Source organism: Pseudomonas simiae, from assembly GCF_900111895.1.
In the GTDB taxonomy this organism is placed as follows: Bacteria; Pseudomonadota; Gammaproteobacteria; order Pseudomonadales; family Pseudomonadaceae; genus Aquipseudomonas; species Aquipseudomonas simiae.
In genome coordinates this window covers 212,707-235,599 of the sequence record NZ_FOKB01000006.1, presented here as the reverse complement: position 1 = coordinate 235,599, position 22,893 = coordinate 212,707, and the positions used below count along the sequence as shown (strand labels likewise).

Below are 22,893 nucleotides of genomic sequence, written 5' to 3'. Positions count from 1 at the left end.
GCTCAGTCGACATTTTCAGCGACTGGCACACCGCATTCGCGAGCAAGCCCGCTCCCACATTGGTTGTACGCTGTTTGATAGATGTCTTTTCGCCATACCACCGCCACTCGGCACCTATCTTGCCCCCCAGCCCGAATTGGGCGTTTTTTTTGCCGCGCTTGGCGGGCATACTAGAGCGTCCCTTTCCCTGGTGTCGCCCGCCTCTATGCTTCGCGCCTTGATTACCCTCGCTCTTGTCTGCCTGCTCCAACCGGCGTTTGCCGATGAGCGCGCACAAACCCAACAACAGTTGGACGCTACGCGTCAGGACATTACCGAGCTGAAAAAACTGCTCGGCAAGCTCCAGGAAGAAAAATCCGGCGTGCAGAAAGACCTGCGCGGCACGGAAACCGAGATGGGCAAGCTGGAGAAGCAGGTCCAGGAGTTACAAAAAGAACTAAAGAAGAGCGAGTCGGAACTGGAGCGACTCGACGCTGAGAAAAAAAAACTCCAGAGCGCACGCGTTGAACAGCAACGCTTGATCGCGATCCAGGCTCGTGCCGCCTATCAGAATGGCCGCCAGGAATACCTCAAGCTGCTGCTCAACCAGCAGAACCCGGAAAAATTCGCGCGCACCCTGACCTACTACGACTACCTGAGCAAGGCTCGCCTGGAGCAATTGAAAAGCTTCAACGAGACCTTGCGCCAGTTGGTCAACGTCGAACAGGAAATCGCTAACCAGCAGTCGCAGCTTGAGGACCAGAAAAGCAGCCTCAACGCTCAGCGCGACGAGCTGGACAAGGTTCGCAAAGAGCGCCAGCTGGCCCTGGCCAAGCTGAATGACGACGTGAAGGCCCGCGACGCCAAGCTGCAAGCCCGCGAGCAGGACCAGGCCGACTTGGCCAAAGTCCTCAAAACGATTGAAGAAACCCTGGCCCGCCAGGCACGTGAGGCCGAAGAAGCGCGGCAAAAAGCGCTGATCGCCCAGCAGGAAGCCGAAAAAAAGCGCCAGCGTGAGGCCGAGCTGGCTGCCACCTCGGACGCCCCGGCACCGCGTAAACCGGCGCGTGCAGCGCCTGGCCCGCTGGTTTCCAGCGCCGGCGAATCCTTCGGCGGCCCTTTTGCTTCAGCGCGCGGCAAACTTCCATGGCCGGTTGATGGTCGATTACTGGCACGCTTCGGTGAAACCCGTGGCGATGACACCCGCGCGAAGTGGGATGGCGTGATGATCAGCGCCTCCGCTGGCAGCCAGGTGCACGCCGTCCACGGTGGGCGCGTGGTGTTTGCCGATTGGCTGCGGGGTGCCGGTTTGTTGGTGATTCTTGACCACGGTAATGGCTATTTGAGTCTTTACGGCCACAATCAGACTTTACTCAAGTCGGCAGGTGATGTTGTAAAAGCCGGTGAATCCATTTCCACTGTCGGTAACAGTGGTGGCCAGGACACCCCGGCGCTGTACTTCGCTATTCGTCAGCAGGGCCGCCCGAGCGACCCTGCACAATGGTGCCGTTCCCAAGGATAGGGCTGCATCTACATTAGGAGTTCGTTCGACATGCTGCATTTGTCCCGCCTCACTTCGCTGGCCCTGACGATCGCCCTGGTGATCGGCGCGCCCCTGGCTTTCGCCGACCAGGCCGCTCCGGCTGCACCCGCCGCCACGGCCGCGACCACCAAGGCGCCGTTGCCGCTGGATGAGCTGCGCACGTTCGCCGAGGTCATGGACCGCATCAAGGCAGCCTATGTCGAACCCGTAGACGACAAGACCCTGCTGGAAAATGCCATCAAGGGCATGCTCAGCAACCTCGATCCGCACTCCGCCTACCTGGGCCCGGAAGATTTCGCCGAGCTGCAGGAAAGCACCAGCGGTGAATTCGGCGGCCTGGGCATTGAAGTCGGCTCCGAAGACGGCAACATCAAGGTGGTCTCGCCGATCGATGACACCCCGGCGTCCAAGGCAGGCATCCAGGCTGGCGACTTTATCGTCAAGATCAATGGTCAGCCGACCCGTGGCCAGACCATGACCGAAGCCGTCGACAAGATGCGCGGCAAGATCGGCCAGAAAATCACCCTGACCCTGGTACGCGACGGCGGCAACCCGTTCGACGTGACGCTGACCCGCGCGACCATTGTGGTCAAGAGCGTGAAGAGTCAGCTGTTGGAGTCGGGCTACGGCTACATCCGCATCACCCAGTTCCAGGTCAAGACCGGCGACGAAGTGGCCAAGGCCCTGGCCAAGCTGCGCAAGGACAACGGCAAAAAACTCAACGGTATCGTGCTCGACCTGCGTAATAACCCAGGCGGCGTGCTGCAGTCGGCGGTGGAAGTGGTCGACCACTTCATCACCAAAGGCCTGATCGTCTACACCAAGGGCCGTATCGCCAACTCCGAGCTGCGCTTCTCGGCCACCGGCAACGATCTCAGCGAAAACGTGCCACTGGCCGTGCTGATCAACGGCGGCAGCGCCTCGGCCTCGGAGATCGTCGCCGGCGCGCTGCAAGACCAGAAGCGCGGCGTGCTGATGGGCACCACCAGCTTCGGCAAAGGCTCGGTGCAAACCGTATTGCCGCTGAACAACGAGCGGGCGCTGAAGATCACCACTGCGCTGTACTACACACCGAATGGCCGCTCGATCCAGGCCCAGGGCATCGTGCCGGACATCGAGGTGCGCAAGGCCAAGATCACCAACGAGATCGACAGCGAGTACTACAAAGAGGCTGACCTGCAAGGTCACTTGGGCAATGGCAACGGCGGCGCTGACCAGCCAACCGACAGCAGCAAGAAAGCCAAACCGATGCCGCAGGACGACGATTACCAGCTGGCCCAGGCGCTGAGCCTGCTCAAGGGCCTGAGCATCACCCGCAGCCGTTGATATGCGTTTTGCCCTGATCATTGCTGTGCTGTGCAGCCTGGCAGGCGTCGCCCACGCGACACCTGCCGGTGAGCCGCACAAAGCCTACCTGACCCTCATCATCGACGATCTCGGGCAAAACCTGCCCCGCGATCGTCGCGTGCTGGCCCTGCCTGGGCCGGTCACCACGGCGATCATGCCCGACACGCCCCACGCCGCCGAATTCGCCCGCGAAGCGCACAAGGCCGGCAAGATCGTGATCCTGCACATGCCCATGGACCCGGCTACCGGACCGTTTGCCTGGCACCCCGAGTTGTCCATCGAAGAACTCGGCAAGCGCCTGGACGCCGCGTTCCAGGCCGTGCCCTACACCGCCGGTATCAACAACCACATGGGCAGCCGCATGACTGCCCAGCCGGCCGCCATGGCCTGGTTGATGGCCGAGCTGCAACGGCGCAACAAGTTCTTTGTCGACAGCCGCACCAGTGCGCAAACCGTGGCGGCCGCCGAGGCGCAGAAGATTGGCCTGGCCCATGTGTCGCGGGATGTGTTTCTGGATGACGAGCGCACCGAAGCGGCGATCACCACGCAATTGCAGACGGCAATCAAGCTGGCGCACAAGCAGGGTTCAGTGGTGATGATCGGCCACCCTTACCCACAAACCCTGGCGGTGTTGGAGCGCGAATTGCCCAAGCTCAAGGCCCAGGGCGTCGACTGGATCAATATCAAGTTGATGATTAGCGTGCGCAGCAACCAGGCCATGGCCGGGCACGGCAAGGATGGCATTTACCGCTGACGATCCGTTGTAGGCGCCGACTTGCCAGCGCCTACAGGGAGTTCGGCCGGTTACAGATAGTTCGCCATGATCTCGTCGACGACGCCATCTTTTCGCAGTTGGTCCAGCGCGGCCTGAAGCTTGGCCACCAGCTCATCCGGCACGTCCTTGTTCAGTGCAAGGTAGAGCTGGGCGCTGTTAAAGCGCAGGACCGTCTTGAGCCCCGTCACGCCGACTTGGCGCGCCAGGTAACGTCCGGCAGGATCGCCGGTGGCCCACAGATCGATCTGGCCATCCATCAGTTTCTGCGCGTTGTCCTGGTCCCGCAGCACGACTATCGGCTTTAAACCCTGTTTTTCCAGGGACTCGGCAATCGCATCACCCTTGTAGGCACCGATCCTGTAGGGGCGGGCGTGCTCAAGGTGGGCCAGTTGGATTTTGCTGTCAGCCTTGGCCAGCAGCACCCAATCGTCGGGGCCAATGGGGCCGACCCATTTGAACAGCGCTTCACGGTCCGGCAGCCGGGCCATCACGAACACACCGTAACCGGGTTTTTCCAGGGCGAGCTTGTAGATGCGTTCCCAAGGAAATCGCAGGGTGAGGTTGTAGGCAATACCGGCGCGCTTGAAGGTCTCGCGCACGATGTCCACGGCAATGCCTTCGATGTTCTCTTCCTTGGCGAAGTTCTTGCCGTTTTTCGCCATGTTGTAGGGCGGGAAGTTTTCCGTCAGCAGCACCAGGGAGGCGTCGGACGGTTCTTCGGCGCGGGCCGAACCTGCCAACAGGAGGGACGTACTGGCGAAGGCGAGCAGCAGGTGCTTGAACATGTAAGTTACCGGAATCCATGGCAAGCGCAGAGAGTGCCGCGCACTTGCCATGGTGTCCAGCAGCATTCAGCGAACGACGATACCGCGCGCCGCCATGTAGGCCTTGGCCTCAGGAACGGTGTACTCGCCAAAGTGGAAAATACTCGCCGCCAGCACCGCGCTGGCGTGGCCTTCGGTCACACCGTCGGCCAGGTGCTGCAAGTTGCCGACGCCGCCGGAAGCAATCACCGGAATGCCCAGCGCATCGCTGATGGCGCGGGTCACGCCCAGGTCGAAGCCGTTTTTCATGCCGTCCTGGTCCATGCTGGTCAGCAGGATTTCACCGGCGCCCAGGCCTTCCATCTTCATTGCCCACTCCACCGCGTCCAGGCCGGTGGGCTTGCGCCCGCCATGGGTGAAGATCTCCCAGCGCGGGGTTTCACCCGGGCCAGAAACCTTCTTGGCGTCGATGGCAACGACGATGCATTGCGAGCCGAAATGCTGCGCCGCTTCGCCGACAAACTCCGGGTTGAACACGGCTGCGGTGTTGATCGAAACCTTGTCCGCGCCGGCATTGAGCAGGTTGCGGATGTCTTGCACGGTACGCACACCGCCGCCCACGGTCAGGGGGATGAAGACCTGGCTGGCCATGCGCTCGACGGTATGCAGCGTGGTGTCGCGGCCATCGACGCTGGCGGTGATGTCGAGAAAGGTAATCTCGTCGGCACCTTGCTCATCGTAGCGACGAGCGATTTCCACCGGGTCGCCGGCGTCGCGGATGTTCTCGAACTTGACGCCCTTGACCACGCGACCGTTGTCGACGTCCAGGCAAGGGATGATGCGTTTGGCCAGCGCCATGGTCAGTCCTCAGCCGTTGTAGGCGTCGCAGTAAGCCTGGGCTTCGGCGACGTCCAGGGTACCTTCGTAGATCGCACGGCCGGTGATGGCGCCGATGATGCCGGGCGCCTTGGCGTCCAACAGCGACTTGATGTCGCCCAGGTTGTGGATACCGCCAGAAGCGATCACCGGGATCTTGGTCGCAGCCGCCAGCGCGGCGGTGAAGGGTACGTTGCAGCCCTGCATCATGCCGTCTTTGGCGATGTCGGTATAAACGATGGCGGACACGCCGTCGGCTTCGAACTGCTTGGCCAGGTCGATCACCTGCACGGTGCTGATTTCAGCCCAGCCGTCGGTGGCGACGAAGCCGTCTTTGGCATCCAGACCCACGATCACTTTGCCGGGGAACGCGCGGCAGGCTTCGGCGACGAACGCCGGGTCTTTCACGGCTTTGGTGCCGATGATCACGTAGCTCACGCCGGCTTTAACGTAATGCTCGATGGTTTCCAGGGAGCGGATACCGCCGCCGATCTGGATCGGCAGGTTCGGATAGCGCTTGGCAATGGCGGTAACCACTTCGCCGTTGACCGGCTGGCCTTCGAAGGCGCCGTTCAAGTCCACCAGATGCAGACGACGGCAGCCCCCTTCTACCCATTTGGCAGCCATGCTCACCGGGTCATCGGAGAACACAGTGGAGTCTTCCATGCGGCCTTGGCGCAGACGTACGCAGGCGCCGTCCTTGAGATCGATAGCGGGGATAATCAGCATCTGGCAAACCTTATTCGATATTCAGCAATGCTTGGGAAATCAGGGTTTCTCAAGCGACCACAGGTCGCTTTCGATGCTTTCGAACCTTTCTTTAAGGAGCGTCTGCGTGTCGAAAATCGCCCTGTTGTAATAATGCGGAGCCACTTCAGTGGTGAACAGCTCAAGAATCTCGGCGACCTCGAACGAGCCCAATTTAAGCTCGAATCGGTCCTCCATGAAGCGCTTGATCTTGAGGGTAGCCTCACTCTCCTGTTCGGGCGTGAGGTTCAAGATCGGCTGCTTCGGCTTCCTGGCCATTTACCAGCGCCCGTCCCAGGCGGCGAAGTTCTGCAGCAATTGCAGGCCGTGGGTATGGCTCTTCTCCGGGTGGAACTGCACGGCAAAGCGCGAACCCTCGGCCAGCGCGGCGGCGAAATCGACGCCGTAGTGACCGCCACCCACCACCTGGCCCGGTTTACCGGCGGCGATGTAGTAGCTGTGCACGAAGTAGAAACGCGCCATGTCCGGCACGTCGTGCCAGAGCGGGTGATCCACGGTCTGGCGGACTTCGTTCCAGCCCATGTGCGGGACTTTCAGGTGTTCGCCGTCTTCGTGCAGGTCCTTGCCGAAGAACTTCACCTGGCCTGGGAACAGGCCGATGCAGTCGACGCCGTCGTTCTCCTCACTGCTGTCGAGCAAGGCTTGCATGCCCACGCAGATACCGAGAAACGGCCGATCCTGGCTGACTTCGCGCACCAGGCTGTCAAAGCCCAGGCGGCGGATTTCGGCCATGCAGTCGCGAATCGCACCGACGCCGGGAAACACCACCCGGTCGGCTTCGCGAATCACGTTGGCATCGCTGGTGATCAGCACCTTGCCGGCCCCTACGTGTTCGAGGGCCTTGGCCACCGAGTGCAGGTTACCCATGCCGTAATCGATAACCGCGACCGTCTGCATTACAAGACGCCCTTGGTCGATGGCATTTGCCCGGCCATGCGGTCATCCAGCTCGACGGCCATGCGCAGCGCGCGGCCGAAGGCCTTGAACACGGTTTCGATCTGGTGGTGGGTGTTGGTGCCACGCAGGTTGTCGATGTGCAGGCTGACCAGTGCGTGGTTGACGAAACCCTGGAAGAATTCCTGGAACAGGTCAACGTCAAAGCCGCCCACAGTGGCGCGGGTGTAGGGCACGTGCATCTGCAGGCCTGGGCGGCCAGAGAAGTCGATGACAACGCGCGACAGCGCTTCGTCGAGCGGGACGTAGGCGTGGCCGTAGCGACGGATGCCTTTTTTGTCGCCAATAGCCTTGGCAAACGCCTGGCCGAGGGTGATGCCAACGTCTTCCACCGTGTGGTGGTCATCGATATGCAGGTCGCCTTTGCTGACGATATCCAGGTCGATCAGCCCGTGACGGGCGATCTGGTCCAGCATGTGCTCAAGAAAAGGGACACCGATATCAAATCGGGCCTTTCCGGTGCCATCCAGGTTGATCGAGGCTTTGATCTGGGTTTCCAGAGTGTCGCGCTCGACGGACGCCTTACGTTCGGCCATCACCAACTCCGCAAAATCATTGGGCGAAAAAGGCAGCCATTATAGGGGCGCGGGCGCCAAACAGAAACATCGGAGGGGATAAGACTGATGGAGTGTCGGCGATAGACATGTGCATACAAGCAGGCGCTCCAGGATGGTGCGCCGACCCGATCGCTTCAGGCGGGTGAAGATAAAGTGCGGGAGCAGGCAAGCCCGGCTCCCATAGGAACCGGGCCCACCGTTATTGCGGTGTTAGTGGAACAGTACTGCGGTTTTCTGCAGGGTTACCCACACACCCCACGCCAACGGAATCCCCACTACCAGCCAGGCGGCAATCGCCAACGGCACAGTGCCAGGGGCGGCTTTCCACTCCAGCGAAGTGGTGGCATCGGCGCCTTTGTCGTGACCCAGCGCCTGTTCGGCGGCCAGTTCGGCGTCGGTCATGAAGTACTTGTCGGCCACCGGGCGTACCAGCAGGTTGCAGATGAAACCCAGCACCAGCAGGCCGGCCAGGATGTACAACGTGATGTCGTAGGAAGCGGCGCGTTCAACGCCGATGCTCAACTGATACTCACGCAGGTAGTTCACCAGCACCGGGCCCAGCACGCCAGCCGCCGCCCACGCAGTCAGCAGGCGACCGTGGATCGCACCGACCATTTGCGTACCGAACAGGTCGGCCAGGTAGGCCGGAACGGTCGCAAAACCACCGCCGTACATCGACAGGATGATGCAGAACGCGGCGACGAACAGCGCCACGTTGCCCAGGTGACCCAGGTTCGGGATCAACGCGTACAGGGCAAAGCCCAGGGCGAAGAACACGAAGTAGGTATTTTTACGGCCCAGGTAGTCGGAGAACGACGCCCAGAAGAACCGGCCACCGATGTTGAACAGGCTCAACAGACCGGTGAAACCTGCCGCGATCGCCGCGATGGAAGCCAGTTGACCGGCATCCAGTTGGCCAAACGGCACATCCACACCCAGCAGCTTGCCGCCGAACACTTCCTGCAGCAGTGGCGAAGCCATGCCGAGGATGCCGATACCGGCGGAGACGTTCAGGCACAGTACCAGCCACACCAGGCGGAATTGCGGGGTCTTCCACGCCACGTTCACGTGCACATGACGGTGAGTGATCATCGCGTTGCTGGCTTTTTTCGCCGGCGCGGTCCAGCCCTCAGGCTTCCAGCCGGTCGGCGGAACGCGGTAGGACAAGGCGCCGCCGATCATGAACACGAAGTAGATCGCGGCCATTACCAGGAAGCTCTGCCATACGCCCACACTGTCGGGCGTTGCGAAGTGGCCCATCAATGCCGCTGCCAGCGGAGCACCCACCATAGCACCGCCACCGAAGCCCATGATCGCCATGCCGGTCGCCATGCCGCGCTTGTCCGGGAACCACTTGATCAGGGTCGACACGGGCGAGATATAGCCCAGGCCCAGGCCAATACCACCAATGACCCCGGAGCCGATCCACATCAGCCAGATCTGGTGGGTGTAGATACCCAACGCCGAGATCAGCAGGCCACCGCACCAGCACAATGCCGATACAACACCGGCCTTACGTGGCCCGGCATGTTCCAGCCAGCCGCCCCAGATCGCTGCCGAGCAGCCCAGGAAGATGAAGAACAGGGTATAGATCCAGCCCAGCATCGAGATGGGCCAGTCGCATTGCGACGAGAAGACTTGGGCGATGAAACTCATGTCCGGCGCACAGGCGACCGGCTTGGTGATACCCAGCGCCTTGGACAGTGGCAGCCAGAACACCGAGAAGCCGTAGGCCATGCCGATACACAGGTGGATGGCCAGGGCGGCCGGTGGAACCAGCCAGCGGTTGAAGCCGGGCTTGGCGATGATGCGTTCCTTGGACAGGAACGCAGGCTGTGCGGCAGTTGAACCTGCCGCAGTGCTTGTGCTCATTGGTGTTTCCCCCAGTTGTTAGTATGTGTTCGTCAGGCGCTCTCTCCCTCGGCCTTGCACGCAAAGCGTGGCCGTTTTGTTGAGTGAAGCTCCCTTTTAGGCGCGACGTTAAGCCGCAGAAGGCGGACGAACTCGCAGAGATTAGCATCTGTGGATGACAGAAAAACCAAACTGATATCACCTTTTTCAGGAAATCTGTTTTGTTTGACGCCAAAAACCCGTTTCCCCGGCCCTGGATACAATGTAACGATCGTGGCACTGACGCAGGCCGTCGGGCGTTATACTCTGCGGCTAAATTTTGAAATCGACATACAAGGACTCGCCCATGAAAGCGTTCGGCAAAATCCTGGGTCTGGTACTTCTCGGGCTGTTGCTGATCATTGTGGCTCTAGGCTTTGCCCTGACCCATCTCTTCGATCCCAACGACTATAAAGACGAGATTCGCCAGATTGCCCGCGACAAGGCCCACATCGAGCTGACGCTCAATGGCGATATCGGCTGGAGCCTATTCCCCTGGCTCGGGCTTGAACTGCACGAAGCCAGCGTGGCGACACTGACCGCGCCGACCCAGCCGTTCGCCGACCTGCAGATGCTTGGCCTGTCGGTGCGCGTGCTGCCGCTGCTGCGCCGCGAAGTGCAGATGAGCGATGTACGCGTCGAAGGCCTCAACCTGCGCCTCAACCGTGACAAACAAGGCCACGGCAACTGGGAAGACATCGGCAAGAACGTGACCGAGGCGACCGTCGGCAGCCCAGGCTCGGTTGAGCAGCCTGCCGAGACCGAACCGGAAAAGCCCTCGAAGCCCATCCGCCTGGACATCGACAGCCTGACGATCAACAACGCCCGCGTCGAATACAACGACGAGCAGACCGGCAAGCAGTTCAGCGCCGAAAGCATCCAACTGAGCGCCGGTGCCGTGCACGAAGGCGCCAGCATCCCGGTGAAACTCACTGCCTTCTTCGGCAGCAACCAGCCGGTGATGCGCGTCAAGACCGAGCTCAACGGCAACCTGCGTATCCAGCGTGCGCTCAAGCGCTATCAGTTTGAAGACATGAAGATCACCGGCGAAGCCACGGGCGAGCCGCTGCAAGGCAAAACCGTGACGTTCTCGACCCAGGGCCAATTGCTGGTGGATCAGGCGGCCAATATCGCCGAATGGACCAACGTGAAGCTCTCGGCCAACCAGTTACGCGCCTTGGGCGAGCTGAAGGTCAACGACCTGGACAAGACTCCGCAGTTGAGCGGCGCGCTGTCCATCGCCCAGTTTGACCTGGCCAAATTCCTCGACGGCGTCGGCCACCCGCTGCCGCCCATGGCCGAGGGCAGCCTGAGCAAAGTCGAACTGGTCAGCCGTCTCAAGGGCACGCCGACCAGCCTGGCCCTGGAAGACCTGAACCTGAAACTCGACGGCAGCACCTTCACCGGTCGCCTCGCCGTGGAAGACTTTGCCAAGCAATCCCTGCGCGTCCAACTCAAAGGCGATACCTTCAACGCCGACAATTACCTGCCGGCCAAGTCTGAATCCGCCAAAGGCGCAGCCGCAGCCCGCCAGGCCGAAGTGCAGAACAGCGAAGCCGGTGCCATGGCTGCCGGCGGCACCACGCCACTGCCCGACGCGCCGACCAAAGGTGCCTGGAGCACCGACAAACTGTTGCCGCTGACACGCCTGCGCACGCTGGATGTGAACGCCGACCTGGCCTTCGGCCAACTGACCCTGAGCAAGCTGCCGATCCAGAATGCGGTGCTCAAGGCGTCCGGCGTCGATGGCCAGCTCAAGCTCGACACCCTGAGCGGCGGTCTCTACAACGGTTCGTTCCAGGCCAATGGCACGCTCGACGTGCGCCAGGACATCCCGGTGCTCGCGCTGCAAAGCCACATCAAGCAAGTGCCGGTCGAACGCATCCTGCAAGCTCAGGGGCAAAACCCGCCGGTGAAGGGCCAAGTCACCCTCGACAGCAACCTCACGGGCCGCGGCAATAGCCAGAAAGCCCTGATCGACAGCCTCAACGGCACCGCCAGCTTTGTGATCAACAACGGCGTATTGCTCAACGCCAACCTTGAACAGCAGCTGTGCACCGGTATCGCCTTGCTCAACCGCAAGACCTTGAGCAGCACACCACAAGGCAAGGACACGCCATTCCAGGAATTGAAGGGCAACCTGACCTTCCGTAACGGCGTGGCCAGCAACCCCGACCTGAAAGTGCGCATCCCGGGCCTGACCGTCAACGGCAATGGCGACGTCGACCTGCGCGTGCTGGGCATGGACTACCGCGTCGGTATCATCGTCGAAGGCGACCAGCGTGAAACGCCGGATCCCGCCTGCCAGGTGGGCTCGAACTTCCAGGGCATCGAAGTGCCGTTGCGCTGCCGTGGCCCGCTGGAACTCGGCGCCAAGGCCTGCCGCCTGGACAAGGACGGCCTGGGCCAGGTCGCCATCAAGGCCGCCGGCAACCGCCTGAACGAGAAGCTGGAAGAGAAGCTCGACAAGGTTAATCCGCAGCTCAAAGATGCTTTGAAAGGCCTGTTCAAACGATGAGAGACGAGCAGTTTTCAACGGCGGTGCTTGACTGGTACGACCGCCACGGTCGCCATGACCTGCCCTGGCAACAGGGCATCACGCCTTACCGGGTGTGGGTCTCGGAGATCATGCTGCAACAGACCCAGGTGAGCACCGTGCTCAATTACTTCGACCGTTTCATGGCTTCGCTGCCTACGGTCGAGGCCCTGGCCGCGGCGCCGGAAGATGAAGTACTGCATTTGTGGACCGGCCTGGGTTACTACACCCGCGCGCGCAACCTGCAGAAGACCGCAAAGATTGTCGTGGCCGAGTACGGCGGCGAGTTTCCCAAGGATGTCGAGAAGCTCACCGAGTTGCCCGGTATCGGCTTGTCCACCGCTGGCGCGATCGCCAGCCTGAGCATGGGCCTGCGCGCGCCGATCCTCGACGGCAACGTCAAGCGCGTGCTGGCGCGCTTTACCGCGCAGGAGGGCTACCCAGGCGAGCCCAAGGTGGCCAAGCAGCTGTGGGCCACCGCAGAACGCTTCACGCCCCATGACCGTGTCAACGCTTACACCCAGGCGATGATGGACATGGGCGCCACGCTTTGCACCCGCAGTAAACCCAGCTGCCTGCTGTGCCCACTGGAAAAAGGCTGCGAAGCCCACATGCTCGGCCTGGAGACACGTTATCCAATCCCCAAGCCACGCAAGACCATCCCGCAAAAGCGCACGCTGATGCCGCTGCTGGCCAATGCCGAGGGCGCAATCCTGCTTTACCGCCGCCCTTCGACGGGCCTGTGGGGCGGTCTCTGGAGTCTGCCGGAGCTGGATGACCTGCAAGACCTGGAACACCTGGCCAACCAGCACGCGCTGGCGCTGGGCAAGCACCAGGAACTGCCGGGGCTGATCCACACCTTCAGCCACTTCCAGCTCGCCATCGAACCCTGGCTGGTCCAGGTCGAGGAATCCGCCCATCACGTGGCCGAGGCCGACTGGCTCTGGTATAACCTCGCCACCCCGCCGCGCCTGGGCCTTGCCGCCCCGGTAAAAAAACTGCTGAAACGCGCGGCCGACGTATTGAATGCAGGAGTTTCGTCATGACCCGCACCATCATGTGCCGCAAGTACAAAGAAGAACTGCCAGGCCTCGAACGCCCTCCTTACCCGGGCGCCAAAGGCCAGGACATTTTCGAGCACGTCTCGGCCAAGGCCTGGGGCGACTGGCTGAAACACCAGACCCTGCTGATCAACGAAAAGCGCCTGAACATGATGAACGCCGAAGACCGTAAATACCTGGCGGGCGAAATGGACAAGTTCTTTTCCGGCGAGGATTACGCCAAGGCCGACGGCTACGTGCCACCTGCTCAATAATTGATCAAAAACCGGGGTCTGCACGTAAGCGACGGTAATAATTAAATATTTTTTGAAAACTTGCTTGACGACCCCCTGAAAAACCCGTTTAATGCGCCCCGTTGCCCAGATAGCTCAGTCGGTAGAGCAGGGGATTGAAAATCCCCGTGTCGGCGGTTCGATTCCGTCTCTGGGCACCAAAATACCGAAACCCCTGATTCCGAAAGGTCTCAGGGGTTTTTTCGTTTACGGCCCTCGCCACCCTTCAAAATACAAATCTTATAGACGCTTTTCCGGCAAGCACCGCCGGCGAATCGATCGGTGCTGTGCGTTCAACGGCATTACGGCCGATACAGCGGGAACGCCTCTATCAGCGGCACTATTTCCCGGCCCGTTTCTATTGCGCTTTGCGAGGGCTCGTTCGGTCTTGGAATGTTCCTGGCAAAGTGAAAGATGATGGTCTGCCCGGTAGTGCCATCCCTGTAATACTTGAAATAACTGATTTCCGAGAATTGCCCGTCTTTACGCAATGAGGTGGGATAAAACATCATCGAATAATCGATTCCGGTTTTATTGTCAGTCAGCAGGATCGCAGGCATGTTCGGGTTTTCTTGCTGGTGAAGCTGGATGGCGCGCTTGGCGAGGTCGAGGGGTTTGAAGCGGTTCATCTCCCGAGGCACGACGGTGAAGTCCAGCATTTCATTCCAGGCATCGATGCTTTCCTCTGCCGGGAAATACTCCCACAAGCCCGGTTTCTGGAATTTGAGAACGAACGTTTTACCGCCGAACACCACGGTTTTGGTGTCGGCAATCGACGGGCTAGACATGTCGGACGTGAGCGGCGTGGTGCAGCCGTACAGCAGGGCGACGGTGGATAACACAAGCAATAGGGCTTTCATTTCAATCCTTGAAAAAGTGCGTCAGTGTATTTTGCGCAGGCCACAGTAGCCGAACGCATCACTGAATACTGTCTTTATCGGGACCGAAGATGAAGTGACAGTACGCAACCCACCGCCTTTCAGTTGAGCAAAAACACCATCAATGGATTGTCATTCAACCGCCCACTGAATACCGCATGCTGATGCTCCAGCGCCGTCCCTTTGAGCAATGCCGTTTCCTTGCGCGCCACAATCACCCACGCAGGCCGGGGCACTCCCTCTAGCTGATCAAGCTCTGCCCTGCCGATAAATACCGGCTGCTCATCGTGATTCAGGTTCATCATGTAGCGCACCGCCCAAGTGTCCCGGCCCAGGTTGATAAACACCAGCGGCCCAGGCGCCGTGGCACGCATCGCTTCGACCTGACCCACAAACTTACGGGTATCGAATTGCAGGTCCTTGGCCGGCTCCACTACCGTCACCAATAGCAACCATTGCGCCATCAATGCGATCAGGCTGAGCCACACCAACCGCCCCACTCGCCGCCAGGCGATCAGCGCTGCGACTTGCAACACCGCCAACACGCCAATCAGCAACGGCAGCGAAACGTCGGGCCAGTAACCCTGCTTTTGCCACCCATGCCGACAGACAAAGACTACAACCACGCACAACGCCGGCAGCGCCACGATCAGCCCTTCGTAGCATCGGCGCACGCCCGAGAGCCAACCTGGCGCCTGAAGCAACCCATAGGCCGCGACAGCCGCAAACATCGGCACCATGGGCAGGACGTAATACGCACGCTTGAAGTGCGGCACCGACAGCCCGAGCAAGATCATCAAGCCGCAGGCGCCGAGTCGTGCCACACATTGCAGGTCACCTTCGAACCGCTCGGACCAGCGATGACGCAGCGCAATCATTGTGGCCAGCGCCAATGGCACCACCGGGAAATAGCGGTACAGGCTCAATTGGAAGTAGAAATAGAACGGCTCGCCGGTTTCATCGAGACGGCCGCCTACCTGCATCCTGAAGACCTCGTCGGCAAAGGCGTCGCCCCCACTGATGCGCGCCAACTTCATCAGCAACCACCAACAGATTGCCAGCAGCACTAGGCCAACAGCGCCGTGAATCAGCACCTGTTTCACACGCTCCCCAGGCTTGCCCAACGCCCAGTACACACAGACCACGCCACAGACTTCGATCAACCCCAGCGGCCCGCGTATCGCAAAGCCCAGGATGAACAACGGAAACACCGCAAGCCGCCTCCAACGCCCGCCACTGTGCAACAGGTAAAAACTTCCTACACACAACAACGCCACCATCTGATCCAGGCAGACCGAGCGGGATTTTTCGAGCAGTTGAGTGGTAAGCAGGGTCAACAGCACAGTGAGCAGCGCCCACTGGCGATTCGCCGGGACCAGCAACCGATAAATCAAGGTAACCACGCCCGCGGAAGCCAGGGCGGTGGGCAGCACATTGGCCAGATGGTTGGGCGCGCCAAAGAGTCGGGCAAACACAAAGCTGAGGAAAGTCGCGGTGCCTGGGTAATCCGCGTAGGGCTGGCCGTAGGTGGTCGGGAAAAGGCTCGCGCCATGGCGAAACATTTCTTGCAGGAACAGCGCCCAGCGTCCGTCAAATCCCTGGGGCTGCTGATCCCAGATACCCAGGGTAAAAAGCAGCATTGCAAACAGGAAGATGCCTAGGGACTCCAGGCGAAAACGGTTGCGGTGATCCATCGGTTGACCTGTCAGGTAAGGGGCGCCGACTTATGGTGCCGACTGCCCTGCTGAATAGCGCCTGAACGGACCTGAACATTCCCGTTTTTACCGACCCACGGGCCACACCCATTTCGGAATCAGCCGTACATAAATCAACTCGCCAACCAATTCGACCAAGGTTTGCAGGATCACGGCCGTCGCTGCCAACCCACGCACGTCCTCCGGCAGCGCCAGCGCCAAGGGCAACACCACCAGCGAATTGCGCGTCGACGCGCTGAACGTCACCGCCCTGGCCGTCACCGCGGGCAGCGCAAACAGCCGCGATGCCAGCGCCCCCATCAATGGCGCCAGCAACAGGAAACCGATGTACACCGGGATCACCGGCAGCAGCAGGTTGATATCCCGCACCACCGAGATGATTTGCGAGCCGATCACCACAAACAGCACCAGCGCCATCGCCGGCACCGGCATCCACGCCCAGGCGACGTTCCAAGCACTGACGAGCGATGATTGCCGTGCCAGAGAAGTCGTGAGTACGGCCAGAACCATCGGCACCACGATCAGCAGGAAGAACGCCTCGATAAACGGCCCCACCTCCACCACCACCGCGGACTGTGTCCCGAGCATCACGCTCAAATAGATCGGCAACAGCGCCAACTGAAGCAACAACAACACCGGCGTCGCCGCCAGCATCAGCCGTGAATCGCCCTTGCCGATATGGGTAAACACCACCACGTAGTCGATGCACGGGGTCAGCAATACCAGCAACGCCCCAACCAGCAGGGCCGGGCGTCCTGCCAGGCTTTGAGTCAATGCCCATACCAGTAACGGAATGAGGATGAAGTTGGCGAGCAGCAATGCCGACAAAAAGCGTTTGTTGCTCAGGCTTTGGCGCACGTCCAGAAAGGGGATTTGCAGGAACATTGCGTACATCAGCACCGCGATGGCAGGGGTGACAAACGCGTTGAGGCCCTGGGCGAATGAGGGTGCGAACAGACCGAAGCCGACCGCCAGCAGAACGGCTGCGAAGTAGACCGGAATTTGGTTGTGTTCGAGGACGTCGCGAGTCATGAGGCTGGCCCAGATAGATCGAAAGGCCGTCAGCCTAAGCATCTGGAGGGGGAAAGGTCGAGCACCCCGACAATCTTCGCAATCACAATGCCCGAAATTTGTTAAGTTCGGCGTCTTATAAAAAAGCGCGTGAGCCAGCATGCCCTTACCCAAGGCGCAAGGACCCGACAGTCCCATGAACCGCCCAACCCGCCCCACTCCGGAAGCTTTCCAGGAACCTGCCGCCGACGGCTACGTCCTGGGCGGCTTCACCTGGCACCACCCGCGCACCGACCTTGAGCGCCCGGTCGTCATCATCAACGCCGCCACCTCCGTCCGCTGCCGCCACTACGCGCGCTTTGCCGACTACCTGTTCGCCAACGGCGTTGACGTCATCACCTACGACTACCGTGGCATCGGCGAATCCCGCAATGGCTCATTGCGTGGCTTCAAGGCCTCATGGTCGGATTGGGGCGCGCTGGATTTCGAGGCAATGCTGAAGCGCGCGCAACGGGAGTTTCCGGGACAGCCGATTGATGTCGTCGGCCATAGCTTCGGTGGCTGCGCGGCAGGGCTCGGGGCATCGGGTGCGGTCATTCGGCGAATGGTGACCGTAGGCGCGCAGTTTGCGTACTGGCGCGATTACGCGGCGGACGTGCGCTGGCGAATGTTCGCCAAGTGGCATGTGGTGATGCCGTTATTGACCAAGCTGTGCGGGCACTTTCCCGGCAAGCGCCTGGGCTGGCTGGAAGACACTCCAGCGGGCGTGGTGCGGGACTGGAGTACCCCGACGCCCAGGTACGAAACACGCCCCAGCGGACGAGCCTTGGGTAAGTTGCCATTCAGTCGTGTGAAGGCGCAGATACTGGCTATCAGTATCACCGACGACCCCTTCGGAACGGTAGCTGCCATCGAGCGACTATTGGATTACTTCGACAGCAGTGCGCGCACTCATCTGCGGATCGCGCCTGAAGACATAGGCGAAAAGGAAGTCGGACATTTCGCATTTTTTCGCAGCGAGTATCAGGATCGGCTGTGGCCGATTGCATTGGCGTGGCTTCAAACCGGCCAATTGGCTGCAGATACCCTTGGGATTTCCCTCAACCTGCGCTTCAATACCCCATCCCGATCCGAAACCTAGGACGCTGAGCCCATGGCCTCGCCGAACAAGCAACAAAAACGTGCCCACCGGGCAAAGGCCAAGGCCAAGCAGAACCGTACCCAGCGCGCCGTAGCGACCAAGCCGGACGCATTTGCCGGCGACGACAGTCGCATTGACCTTGAGTCAGTGGATTTGACCGAGCTGTTCGTAGAGATGCGCACCGCTGGCGAAACCAGCCAACAGGCCTTGTGCGCCGTGTTCTTGGCCCACCCGTTGCTGGCACTGGTGCTGGAACAGGAAGGCGAAGAAGAAGCCACCGATTTTATCCTGGCGGCGCTGATCGAGTATCGGCAGTGGGCTACAGATACCGATGATGAAGCCGCGGCCCTGGCGTGGATCGAGTCGCCGCAGTTCCAGGCGGATTACGTCGCGGCGTCCCAAGCGCTGACCAACTCCCAGGACTGACACCGGACAAAATGTGGGAGCCGGGCTTGCCCGCGATGACGGTGTGTCAGCCAACGAAGATATCGATTGTCAGTCCGTCATCGCGGGCAAGCCCGGCTCCCACAATGTTTAGCTCAGTACTGCCGCACCCGCTCTCTGTGTCTTGCGACGGCTCGACACAAACAGCCCCGCCGCCACCACCAGCAAGCTCAGCACCCCAGTCGCAATGATCTCGATACGGTGCGCTTCCTGGAACAGCATGATGGTCAGCGTACCCACGATGAACACCATCACCGCGTAGGTCAGGCCTGGGAACAGCCACATCTTGAAGACAATCTTCTCGCCCGCCGCCGTGCGTTTCTGGCGCATGCGCAGTTGCGACACGGCGATCACCAGGTACACCAGCAGCGCAATGGCGCCGGAGCTGGCCAGCAGGAATTCGAACACTGCCGCCGGGGCCACGTAGTTGGCGAATACCGCCAGGAATGCCGCGCCAGTCGACAACAGCACAGCCCAGTAAGGCGTGCCGCTCTTGTTGGTGCGCTTGGCCACCGCTGGCGCATCACCGCGACGACCCAGGGAGAACAGCATGCGCGAAGCGGTGTACAGCGCCGAGTTCAAGCAGCTGGTCACGGCAACCAATACCACCAGGTCGACGATCAGCTTGGCGTTCGGGATGCCCATGCGTTCCAGCACGGTCTGGTAGGAACCTACGGCTGCCAGGGTCGGATCGTTCCACGGCACCAGGGACACCACGATGAAGATCGACAACAGGTAGAACAAACCAATCCGCCAGATCACCGAGTTGGTTGCCTTGGTGATTTGCTGGCCTGGGTTCTTCGACTCAGCGGCGGCGATGGTGACAATCTCAGTGCCCATGAACGAAAACATGGTGGTCAGGATTGCAGCCAACACAGCGCCCATGCCGTTGGGCATGAAGCCTTGGGTGTCGAACAGGTGGGAAACACCGCTGACCTGGCTGGTCGGCAGGAACCCGAAAATAGCGGCCAGGCCGAGGATCACGAAGCCCACGATCGCCACGACCTTGATCAACGCAAACCAGAACTCGAACTCGCCGTAGTTCTTCACGCTGAACAGGTTGGTTGCCGTCAGCAGCAGGGTAATGACCAGGGTAAAGACCCAGATCGCAATATCAGGGAACCAGGCATGAAGGATGGTCGCGGCAGCGTTGGCTTCCAACGGAATCACCAACACCCAGAACCACCAGTACAACCAGCCAATGGTGAAACCGGCCCAGTGGCCGATCGCCCGGTCAGCGTAGGTGGAGAACGATCCGGTGTCCGGCGACGCCACGGCCATTTCGGCCAGCATTCGCATCACCAACACCACCAGCGTCCCCGCAGCGGCATACGCCAACAGTACGGCCGGGCCGGCGGCAGCAATCGCGTGGCCGGAGCCGACAAACAAACCGGCACCGATAACGCCGGCAATCGACAGCATGGTGACGTGACGCGGTTTGAGCCCCTGTTCGAGGTCATTGGAGCTTTGCGTACTACTCATTGACACACCTTTACGAGGAATTGCGAAAACGGTCGGCCCGGCCCGGAATCTTTGTCGTGAAAAGAAACCAACAGGGCGTTCTTTATTTTTTACGCAAGATTTGCGCCAAAATGTTACAGCGCCGCGATTGACGCGGGCTGTAGGGAGTTTCAACACGCCTCGCAAGTCATTGAGAACAATGGCATTCCGCTATAGCGTTACCGTGCGACTCACATTCAAGACGAATAAACGCACCATAAACACACACAAAAAGTACGTGACGCCCCACAAAAGGGCTGATATGCACCGTTTGCCCGGTTAACCCTTCCAACACCCGACCAAAGCTGGCACCATCGCGCCCTTTTTTACGCGAAGCCTGCAGTTTTTCAGGTTCAAACGGATGTTCGGTTGTTGATGGCGCGACACGCTGCTGTGCCGATGCGACACCCTGCCGCACACCACCTGTTTACCGCCGGCCACGCTGTTGGCTGCCATCAAGACGCTATGCTAGCTTGGCGCCTCGCCAGGAAGGCGGCCCAACAGCAGGATTGCAATGAACACAATGAGGACCCCACATGGCCGAGGCCACGCCCGCGCTTGAAATCCGCAACTTGCATAAACGCTATGGTGAGCTGGAGGTACTCAAAGGTATCTCGCTGACCGCTCGCGACGGCGATGTGATCTCGATCCTGGGTTCCTCCGGTTCCGGCAAGTCCACCTTCCTGCGCTGCATCAACCTGCTGGAAAACCCGCACCAGGGCCAGATCCTGGTGGCCGGTGAAGAACTCAAGCTCAAGGCCGCGAAAAACGGCGAATTGATGGCCGCCGACGGCAAGCAGATCAACCGCCTGCGCAGCGAAATCGGTTTTGTGTTTCAAAACTTTAACCTGTGGCCGCACATGAGCATCCTCGACAACATCATCGAGGCCCCTCGCCGTGTGCTCGGCCAAAGCAAAGCCGAAGCCATCGAAGTCGCCGAAGCCCTGCTGGCCAAGGTCGGCATTGCCGACAAACGCCACGCGTACCCCGCGCAACTGTCCGGCGGCCAGCAGCAACGGGCGGCCATTGCGCGCACTCTGGCGATGCAGCCTAAAGTCATCCTGTTCGATGAGCCCACTTCGGCGCTTGACCCGGAAATGGTTCAGGAAGTACTTAATGTGATCCGCGCACTGGCCGAAGAAGGCCGCACCATGCTGCTGGTCACCCATGAAATGGGCTTCGCCCGTCAGGTGTCCAGTGAAGTGGTGTTCCTGCACCAGGGCCTGGTCGAAGAGCAAGGATCGCCACAGCAGGTGTTTGAAAACCCGCTTTCGGCGCGCTGCAAACAATTCATGTCCAGCAACCGCTAACGGAGCAACATGCATGCAGAACTATAAAAAATTCCTTCTGGCTGCGGCCGTCTCGATGGCGTTCAGCGCCACGGCCATGGCAGAAACCTTGAAAATGGGGATCGAAGCGGCCTACCCGCCGTTCAACAATAAAGACGCCAGCGGCAACGTCGTGGGCTTCGACAAAGACATCGGCGACGCCCTGTGCGCCAAGATGAAAGTCGAGAAGTGCGAAGTGTATGTGTCCGACTGGGACGGCATCATCCCGGCCCTGAACGCCAAGAAGTTCGACTTCCTGGTGTCCTCGCTGTCGATCACCGAGGAGCGCAAGGCGGCCGTCGACTTCACCGACCCGTACTACTCCAACAAGCTGCAGTTCATCGCGCCTAAAGCCACCGCCGACTTCAAGACCGACGCCGCTTACCTCAAAGGCAAAGTGATCGGTGCACAACGCGCCACGTTGGCCGGTACTTACCTGGAAGACAAGCTGCCGGATACCGAAGCCAAGCTGTACGACACCCAGGAAAACGCCTACCTCGACCTGACCTCCGGTCGCCTGGACGGCATCCTGGCTGACAAGTACGTGCAGTACGAATGGCTCAAGAGCAAAGACGGTTCGGCCTACGAGTTCAAAGGCGACCCGGTGGTAGAAAGCGACAAGATCGGTATCGCCGTACGCAAGGGCGACCCACTGCGCGAGCGCCTGAACAAAGCCCTGGCAGAGATCAAGGCAGACGGCACCTACAAGAAGATCAACGACAAGTACTTCCCTTTCAGCATCGAATGATCTGAACGGTATGCCCGGCGCGCTCAGTTGAGCGCGTCGGCTTTTTGCAATGCCTGCCGCGATATGAAAACACCATGAATTTCGATCTCTACGGATTCGGCCCGGCGCTCGCCGCTGGCGCGCTGATGACCGTCAAACTGGCGCTCACGGCCCTGTGCCTGGGGCTGGTGCTAGGCCTTGCCGGCGCCTTGGCCAAGACTTCGCCGTACAAGCCGCTGCAATGGCTTGGCGGCGCTTACTCGACCATTGTTCGCGGTATTCCAGAGCTGTTGTGGGTGCTGCTGATTTACTTCGGCACGGTCAATCTGATGCGTGCCCTCGGGGAGTTCTTTGGCAACCCCGACCTTTCCCTCAGTGCCTTTGCCGCCGGGGTGATCGCCCTGGGCCTGTGCTTTGGTGCCTACGCAACGGAAGTGTTCCGTGGCGCGATCCTCGCCATTCCCAAAGGCCACCGTGAAGCCGGTATCGCCTTGGGGCTGTCGAAGTTCCGGATCTTCACTCGGCTGATCATGCCGCAGATGTGGCGCATCGCCCTGCCGGGCCTTGGCAACCTGTTCATGATCCTGATGAAAGACACCGCGCTGGTATCGGTGATCGGTCTGGAAGAAATCATGCGCCATGCGCAGATCGGCGTGACCGTCACCAAGCAGCCATTCACCTTCTTCATGGTCGCCGCCTTCATGTACCTGGGCCTGACCGTGCTGGCCATGACCGGCATGCACTTCCTGGAAAAACGCGCCGCCCGCGGCTTTGCAAGGAGCACCCAATGAGCGGCGACTACAGCTGGCTGGCGCATTTCGACCTGG

The 22,893-nt window shown here is 60.4% G+C and carries 22 protein-coding genes and 1 tRNA gene; 12 read left to right on the top strand and 11 right to left on the bottom strand.

The window, feature by feature from the left end; all coding sequences use genetic code 11:
* The first annotated feature begins 205 nt into the window (after positions 1-205).
* From BMZ57_RS19890 to BMZ57_RS19880, 3 genes are read left to right on the top strand one after another with little or no spacing between them, the layout of a single operon-like run.
* Complete coding sequence (locus tag BMZ57_RS19890; RefSeq protein WP_010213881.1) at positions 206-1,501, top strand: murein hydrolase activator EnvC family protein; 1,296 nt, start codon at positions 206-208, stop codon at positions 1,499-1,501.
* Positions 1,502-1,531: 30 nt separating this feature from the next.
* The gene (locus tag BMZ57_RS19885) at positions 1,532-2,848 is read left to right on the top strand and encodes a S41 family peptidase (RefSeq protein ID WP_021492191.1); all 1,317 of its coding nucleotides are present in this window, start codon (positions 1,532-1,534) and stop codon (positions 2,846-2,848) included.
* Position 2,849: 1 nt separating this feature from the next.
* Complete coding sequence (locus tag BMZ57_RS19880; RefSeq protein WP_010213884.1) at positions 2,850-3,623, top strand: divergent polysaccharide deacetylase family protein; 774 nt, start codon at positions 2,850-2,852, stop codon at positions 3,621-3,623.
* Positions 3,624-3,673: 50 nt separating this feature from the next.
* On the opposite strand, the gene BMZ57_RS19875 is transcribed toward BMZ57_RS19880, so the two are convergent.
* The 7 genes from BMZ57_RS19875 to BMZ57_RS19845 form a co-directional block, all read right to left on the bottom strand.
* A complete protein-coding gene (locus tag BMZ57_RS19875) occupies positions 3,674-4,429 on the bottom strand; it encodes a substrate-binding periplasmic protein (RefSeq protein ID WP_010213885.1) in 756 nt (251 codons plus the stop codon).
* A gap of 66 nt (positions 4,430-4,495) precedes the next feature.
* Positions 4,496-5,266 (bottom strand): imidazole glycerol phosphate synthase subunit HisF, encoded by a 771-nt coding sequence (hisF, locus tag BMZ57_RS19870; RefSeq protein ID WP_016972251.1) that lies wholly within the window; start codon positions 5,264-5,266, stop codon positions 4,496-4,498.
* 9 nt (positions 5,267-5,275) lie between these two features.
* Positions 5,276-6,013 (bottom strand): 1-(5-phosphoribosyl)-5-[(5-phosphoribosylamino)methylideneamino]imidazole-4-carboxamide isomerase, encoded by a 738-nt coding sequence (hisA, locus tag BMZ57_RS19865; protein WP_003187784.1) that lies wholly within the window; start codon positions 6,011-6,013, stop codon positions 5,276-5,278.
* Positions 6,014-6,052: 39 nt separating this feature from the next.
* Entirely contained in the window at positions 6,053-6,310 is a 258-nt protein-coding gene (locus BMZ57_RS19860) for a DUF2164 domain-containing protein (protein WP_010213888.1), read from the bottom strand.
* Positions 6,311-6,949 (bottom strand): imidazole glycerol phosphate synthase subunit HisH, encoded by a 639-nt coding sequence (gene hisH / locus BMZ57_RS19855; RefSeq protein WP_010213889.1) that lies wholly within the window; start codon positions 6,947-6,949, stop codon positions 6,311-6,313. It lies immediately after the preceding gene.
* Positions 6,949-7,542, bottom strand: a complete 594-nt coding sequence (gene hisB, locus BMZ57_RS19850) for an imidazoleglycerol-phosphate dehydratase HisB (RefSeq protein ID WP_003218037.1) — start codon at positions 7,540-7,542, stop codon at positions 6,949-6,951. Before hisB ends, hisH begins: the two co-directional genes overlap by 1 nt.
* Before the next feature lie 231 nt (positions 7,543-7,773).
* On the bottom strand, positions 7,774-9,435 hold the full coding sequence (locus tag BMZ57_RS19845) for an OFA family MFS transporter (RefSeq protein ID WP_069672830.1): 1,662 nt from the start codon (positions 9,433-9,435) through the stop codon (positions 7,774-7,776).
* A gap of 325 nt (positions 9,436-9,760) precedes the next feature.
* On the opposite strand from BMZ57_RS19845, the gene BMZ57_RS19840 reads away from it, so the two are divergent.
* The 4 genes from BMZ57_RS19840 to BMZ57_RS19825 all read left to right on the top strand — a co-directional run bounded on the left by BMZ57_RS19840 (position 9,761) and on the right by BMZ57_RS19825 (position 13,483).
* Positions 9,761-11,971: an AsmA family protein gene (locus tag BMZ57_RS19840; RefSeq protein WP_010213892.1), complete on the top strand. Its 2,211-nt coding sequence runs from the start codon at positions 9,761-9,763 to the stop codon at positions 11,969-11,971.
* Complete coding sequence (gene mutY, locus BMZ57_RS19835) at positions 11,968-13,035, top strand: A/G-specific adenine glycosylase (protein ID WP_010213893.1); 1,068 nt, start codon at positions 11,968-11,970, stop codon at positions 13,033-13,035. The genes BMZ57_RS19840 and mutY overlap by 4 nt, the downstream gene beginning before the upstream one ends.
* Positions 13,032-13,304, top strand: a complete 273-nt coding sequence (locus BMZ57_RS19830; RefSeq protein WP_010213895.1) for an oxidative damage protection protein — start codon at positions 13,032-13,034, stop codon at positions 13,302-13,304. Before mutY ends, BMZ57_RS19830 begins: the two co-directional genes overlap by 4 nt.
* 103 nt (positions 13,305-13,407) lie before the next feature.
* Positions 13,408-13,483, top strand: a tRNA-Phe gene (locus BMZ57_RS19825).
* 141 nt (positions 13,484-13,624) lie between these two features.
* Here the strand turns inward: BMZ57_RS19825 and BMZ57_RS19820 are convergent.
* From BMZ57_RS19820 to BMZ57_RS19810, 3 genes are all read right to left on the bottom strand, one after another.
* The gene (locus tag BMZ57_RS19820; protein ID WP_021492195.1) at positions 13,625-14,182 is read right to left on the bottom strand and encodes an HI_0983 family protein; all 558 of its coding nucleotides are present in this window, start codon (positions 14,180-14,182) and stop codon (positions 13,625-13,627) included.
* A gap of 119 nt (positions 14,183-14,301) precedes the next feature.
* On the bottom strand, positions 14,302-15,894 hold the full coding sequence (locus BMZ57_RS19815; RefSeq protein ID WP_069672831.1) for an ArnT family glycosyltransferase: 1,593 nt from the start codon (positions 15,892-15,894) through the stop codon (positions 14,302-14,304).
* Between the two features lie 87 nt (positions 15,895-15,981).
* Positions 15,982-16,947 carry an arsenic resistance protein gene (locus tag BMZ57_RS19810; RefSeq protein WP_069672832.1) on the bottom strand — a complete coding sequence of 322 codons (966 nt, stop codon included), beginning with the start codon at positions 16,945-16,947 and terminating at the stop codon, positions 15,982-15,984.
* A 175-nt stretch (positions 16,948-17,122) separates the two neighbouring features.
* Here BMZ57_RS19810 and BMZ57_RS19805 point away from each other — a divergent pair, with 175 nt between their 5' ends.
* On the top strand, positions 17,123-18,067 hold the full coding sequence (locus BMZ57_RS19805; protein WP_021492197.1) for an alpha/beta hydrolase family protein: 945 nt from the start codon (positions 17,123-17,125) through the stop codon (positions 18,065-18,067).
* 12 nt (positions 18,068-18,079) lie between these two features.
* On the top strand, positions 18,080-18,493 hold the full coding sequence (locus tag BMZ57_RS19800) for a hypothetical protein (RefSeq protein ID WP_042571326.1): 414 nt from the start codon (positions 18,080-18,082) through the stop codon (positions 18,491-18,493).
* Positions 18,494-18,601: 108 nt separating this feature from the next.
* On the opposite strand, the gene gabP is transcribed toward BMZ57_RS19800, so the two are convergent.
* Positions 18,602-19,993 carry a GABA permease gene (gabP, locus tag BMZ57_RS19795; protein ID WP_021492198.1) on the bottom strand — a complete coding sequence of 464 codons (1,392 nt, stop codon included), beginning with the start codon at positions 19,991-19,993 and terminating at the stop codon, positions 18,602-18,604.
* 554 nt (positions 19,994-20,547) lie between these two features.
* Here gabP and BMZ57_RS19790 point away from each other — a divergent pair.
* From BMZ57_RS19790 to BMZ57_RS19780, 3 genes are all read left to right on the top strand, one after another.
* Positions 20,548-21,321 (top strand): ABC transporter ATP-binding protein, encoded by a 774-nt coding sequence (locus BMZ57_RS19790; RefSeq protein ID WP_010213906.1) that lies wholly within the window; start codon positions 20,548-20,550, stop codon positions 21,319-21,321.
* A 13-nt stretch (positions 21,322-21,334) separates the two neighbouring features.
* Positions 21,335-22,087 carry an ABC transporter substrate-binding protein gene (locus tag BMZ57_RS19785; protein WP_010213907.1) on the top strand — a complete coding sequence of 251 codons (753 nt, stop codon included), beginning with the start codon at positions 21,335-21,337 and terminating at the stop codon, positions 22,085-22,087.
* A gap of 74 nt (positions 22,088-22,161) precedes the next feature.
* On the top strand, positions 22,162-22,857 hold the full coding sequence (locus tag BMZ57_RS19780) for an ABC transporter permease (RefSeq protein ID WP_010213911.1): 696 nt from the start codon (positions 22,162-22,164) through the stop codon (positions 22,855-22,857).
* The last annotated feature ends 36 nt before the right edge of the window (positions 22,858-22,893 follow it).

Bases quoted from the DNA above. Each gene is read 5' to 3' on its own strand.
- gabP (WP_021492198.1), bottom strand. From the start codon at position 19,993: ATGAGTAGTACGCAAAGCTCCAATGACCTCGAACAGGGGCTCAAACCG.
- BMZ57_RS19890 (WP_010213881.1), top strand. From the start codon at position 206: ATGCTTCGCGCCTTGATTACCCTCGCTCTTGTCTGCCTGCTCCAACCG.
- BMZ57_RS19790 (WP_010213906.1), top strand. From the start codon at position 20,548: ATGGCCGAGGCCACGCCCGCGCTTGAAATCCGCAACTTGCATAAACGC.
- BMZ57_RS19785 (WP_010213907.1), top strand. From the start codon at position 21,335: ATGCAGAACTATAAAAAATTCCTTCTGGCTGCGGCCGTCTCGATGGCG.
- BMZ57_RS19805 (WP_021492197.1), top strand. From the start codon at position 17,123: ATGAACCGCCCAACCCGCCCCACTCCGGAAGCTTTCCAGGAACCTGCC.
- BMZ57_RS19780 (WP_010213911.1), top strand. From the start codon at position 22,162: ATGAATTTCGATCTCTACGGATTCGGCCCGGCGCTCGCCGCTGGCGCG.
- hisH (WP_010213889.1), bottom strand. From the start codon at position 6,949: ATGCAGACGGTCGCGGTTATCGATTACGGCATGGGTAACCTGCACTCG.
- BMZ57_RS19800 (WP_042571326.1), top strand. From the start codon at position 18,080: ATGGCCTCGCCGAACAAGCAACAAAAACGTGCCCACCGGGCAAAGGCC.
- hisB (WP_003218037.1), bottom strand. From the start codon at position 7,542: ATGGCCGAACGTAAGGCGTCCGTCGAGCGCGACACTCTGGAAACCCAG.
- BMZ57_RS19840 (WP_010213892.1), top strand. From the start codon at position 9,761: ATGAAAGCGTTCGGCAAAATCCTGGGTCTGGTACTTCTCGGGCTGTTG.
- mutY (WP_010213893.1), top strand. From the start codon at position 11,968: ATGAGAGACGAGCAGTTTTCAACGGCGGTGCTTGACTGGTACGACCGC.
- BMZ57_RS19820 (WP_021492195.1), bottom strand. From the start codon at position 14,182: ATGAAAGCCCTATTGCTTGTGTTATCCACCGTCGCCCTGCTGTACGGC.
- BMZ57_RS19830 (WP_010213895.1), top strand. From the start codon at position 13,032: ATGACCCGCACCATCATGTGCCGCAAGTACAAAGAAGAACTGCCAGGC.
- BMZ57_RS19845 (WP_069672830.1), bottom strand. From the start codon at position 9,435: ATGAGCACAAGCACTGCGGCAGGTTCAACTGCCGCACAGCCTGCGTTC.
- BMZ57_RS19860 (WP_010213888.1), bottom strand. From the start codon at position 6,310: ATGGCCAGGAAGCCGAAGCAGCCGATCTTGAACCTCACGCCCGAACAG.
- hisA (WP_003187784.1), bottom strand. From the start codon at position 6,013: ATGCTGATTATCCCCGCTATCGATCTCAAGGACGGCGCCTGCGTACGT.
- BMZ57_RS19810 (WP_069672832.1), bottom strand. From the start codon at position 16,947: ATGACTCGCGACGTCCTCGAACACAACCAAATTCCGGTCTACTTCGCA.
- hisF (WP_016972251.1), bottom strand. From the start codon at position 5,266: ATGGCGCTGGCCAAACGCATCATCCCTTGCCTGGACGTCGACAACGGT.
- BMZ57_RS19880 (WP_010213884.1), top strand. From the start codon at position 2,850: ATGCGTTTTGCCCTGATCATTGCTGTGCTGTGCAGCCTGGCAGGCGTC.
- BMZ57_RS19885 (WP_021492191.1), top strand. From the start codon at position 1,532: ATGCTGCATTTGTCCCGCCTCACTTCGCTGGCCCTGACGATCGCCCTG.
- BMZ57_RS19875 (WP_010213885.1), bottom strand. From the start codon at position 4,429: ATGTTCAAGCACCTGCTGCTCGCCTTCGCCAGTACGTCCCTCCTGTTG.
- BMZ57_RS19815 (WP_069672831.1), bottom strand. From the start codon at position 15,894: ATGGATCACCGCAACCGTTTTCGCCTGGAGTCCCTAGGCATCTTCCTG.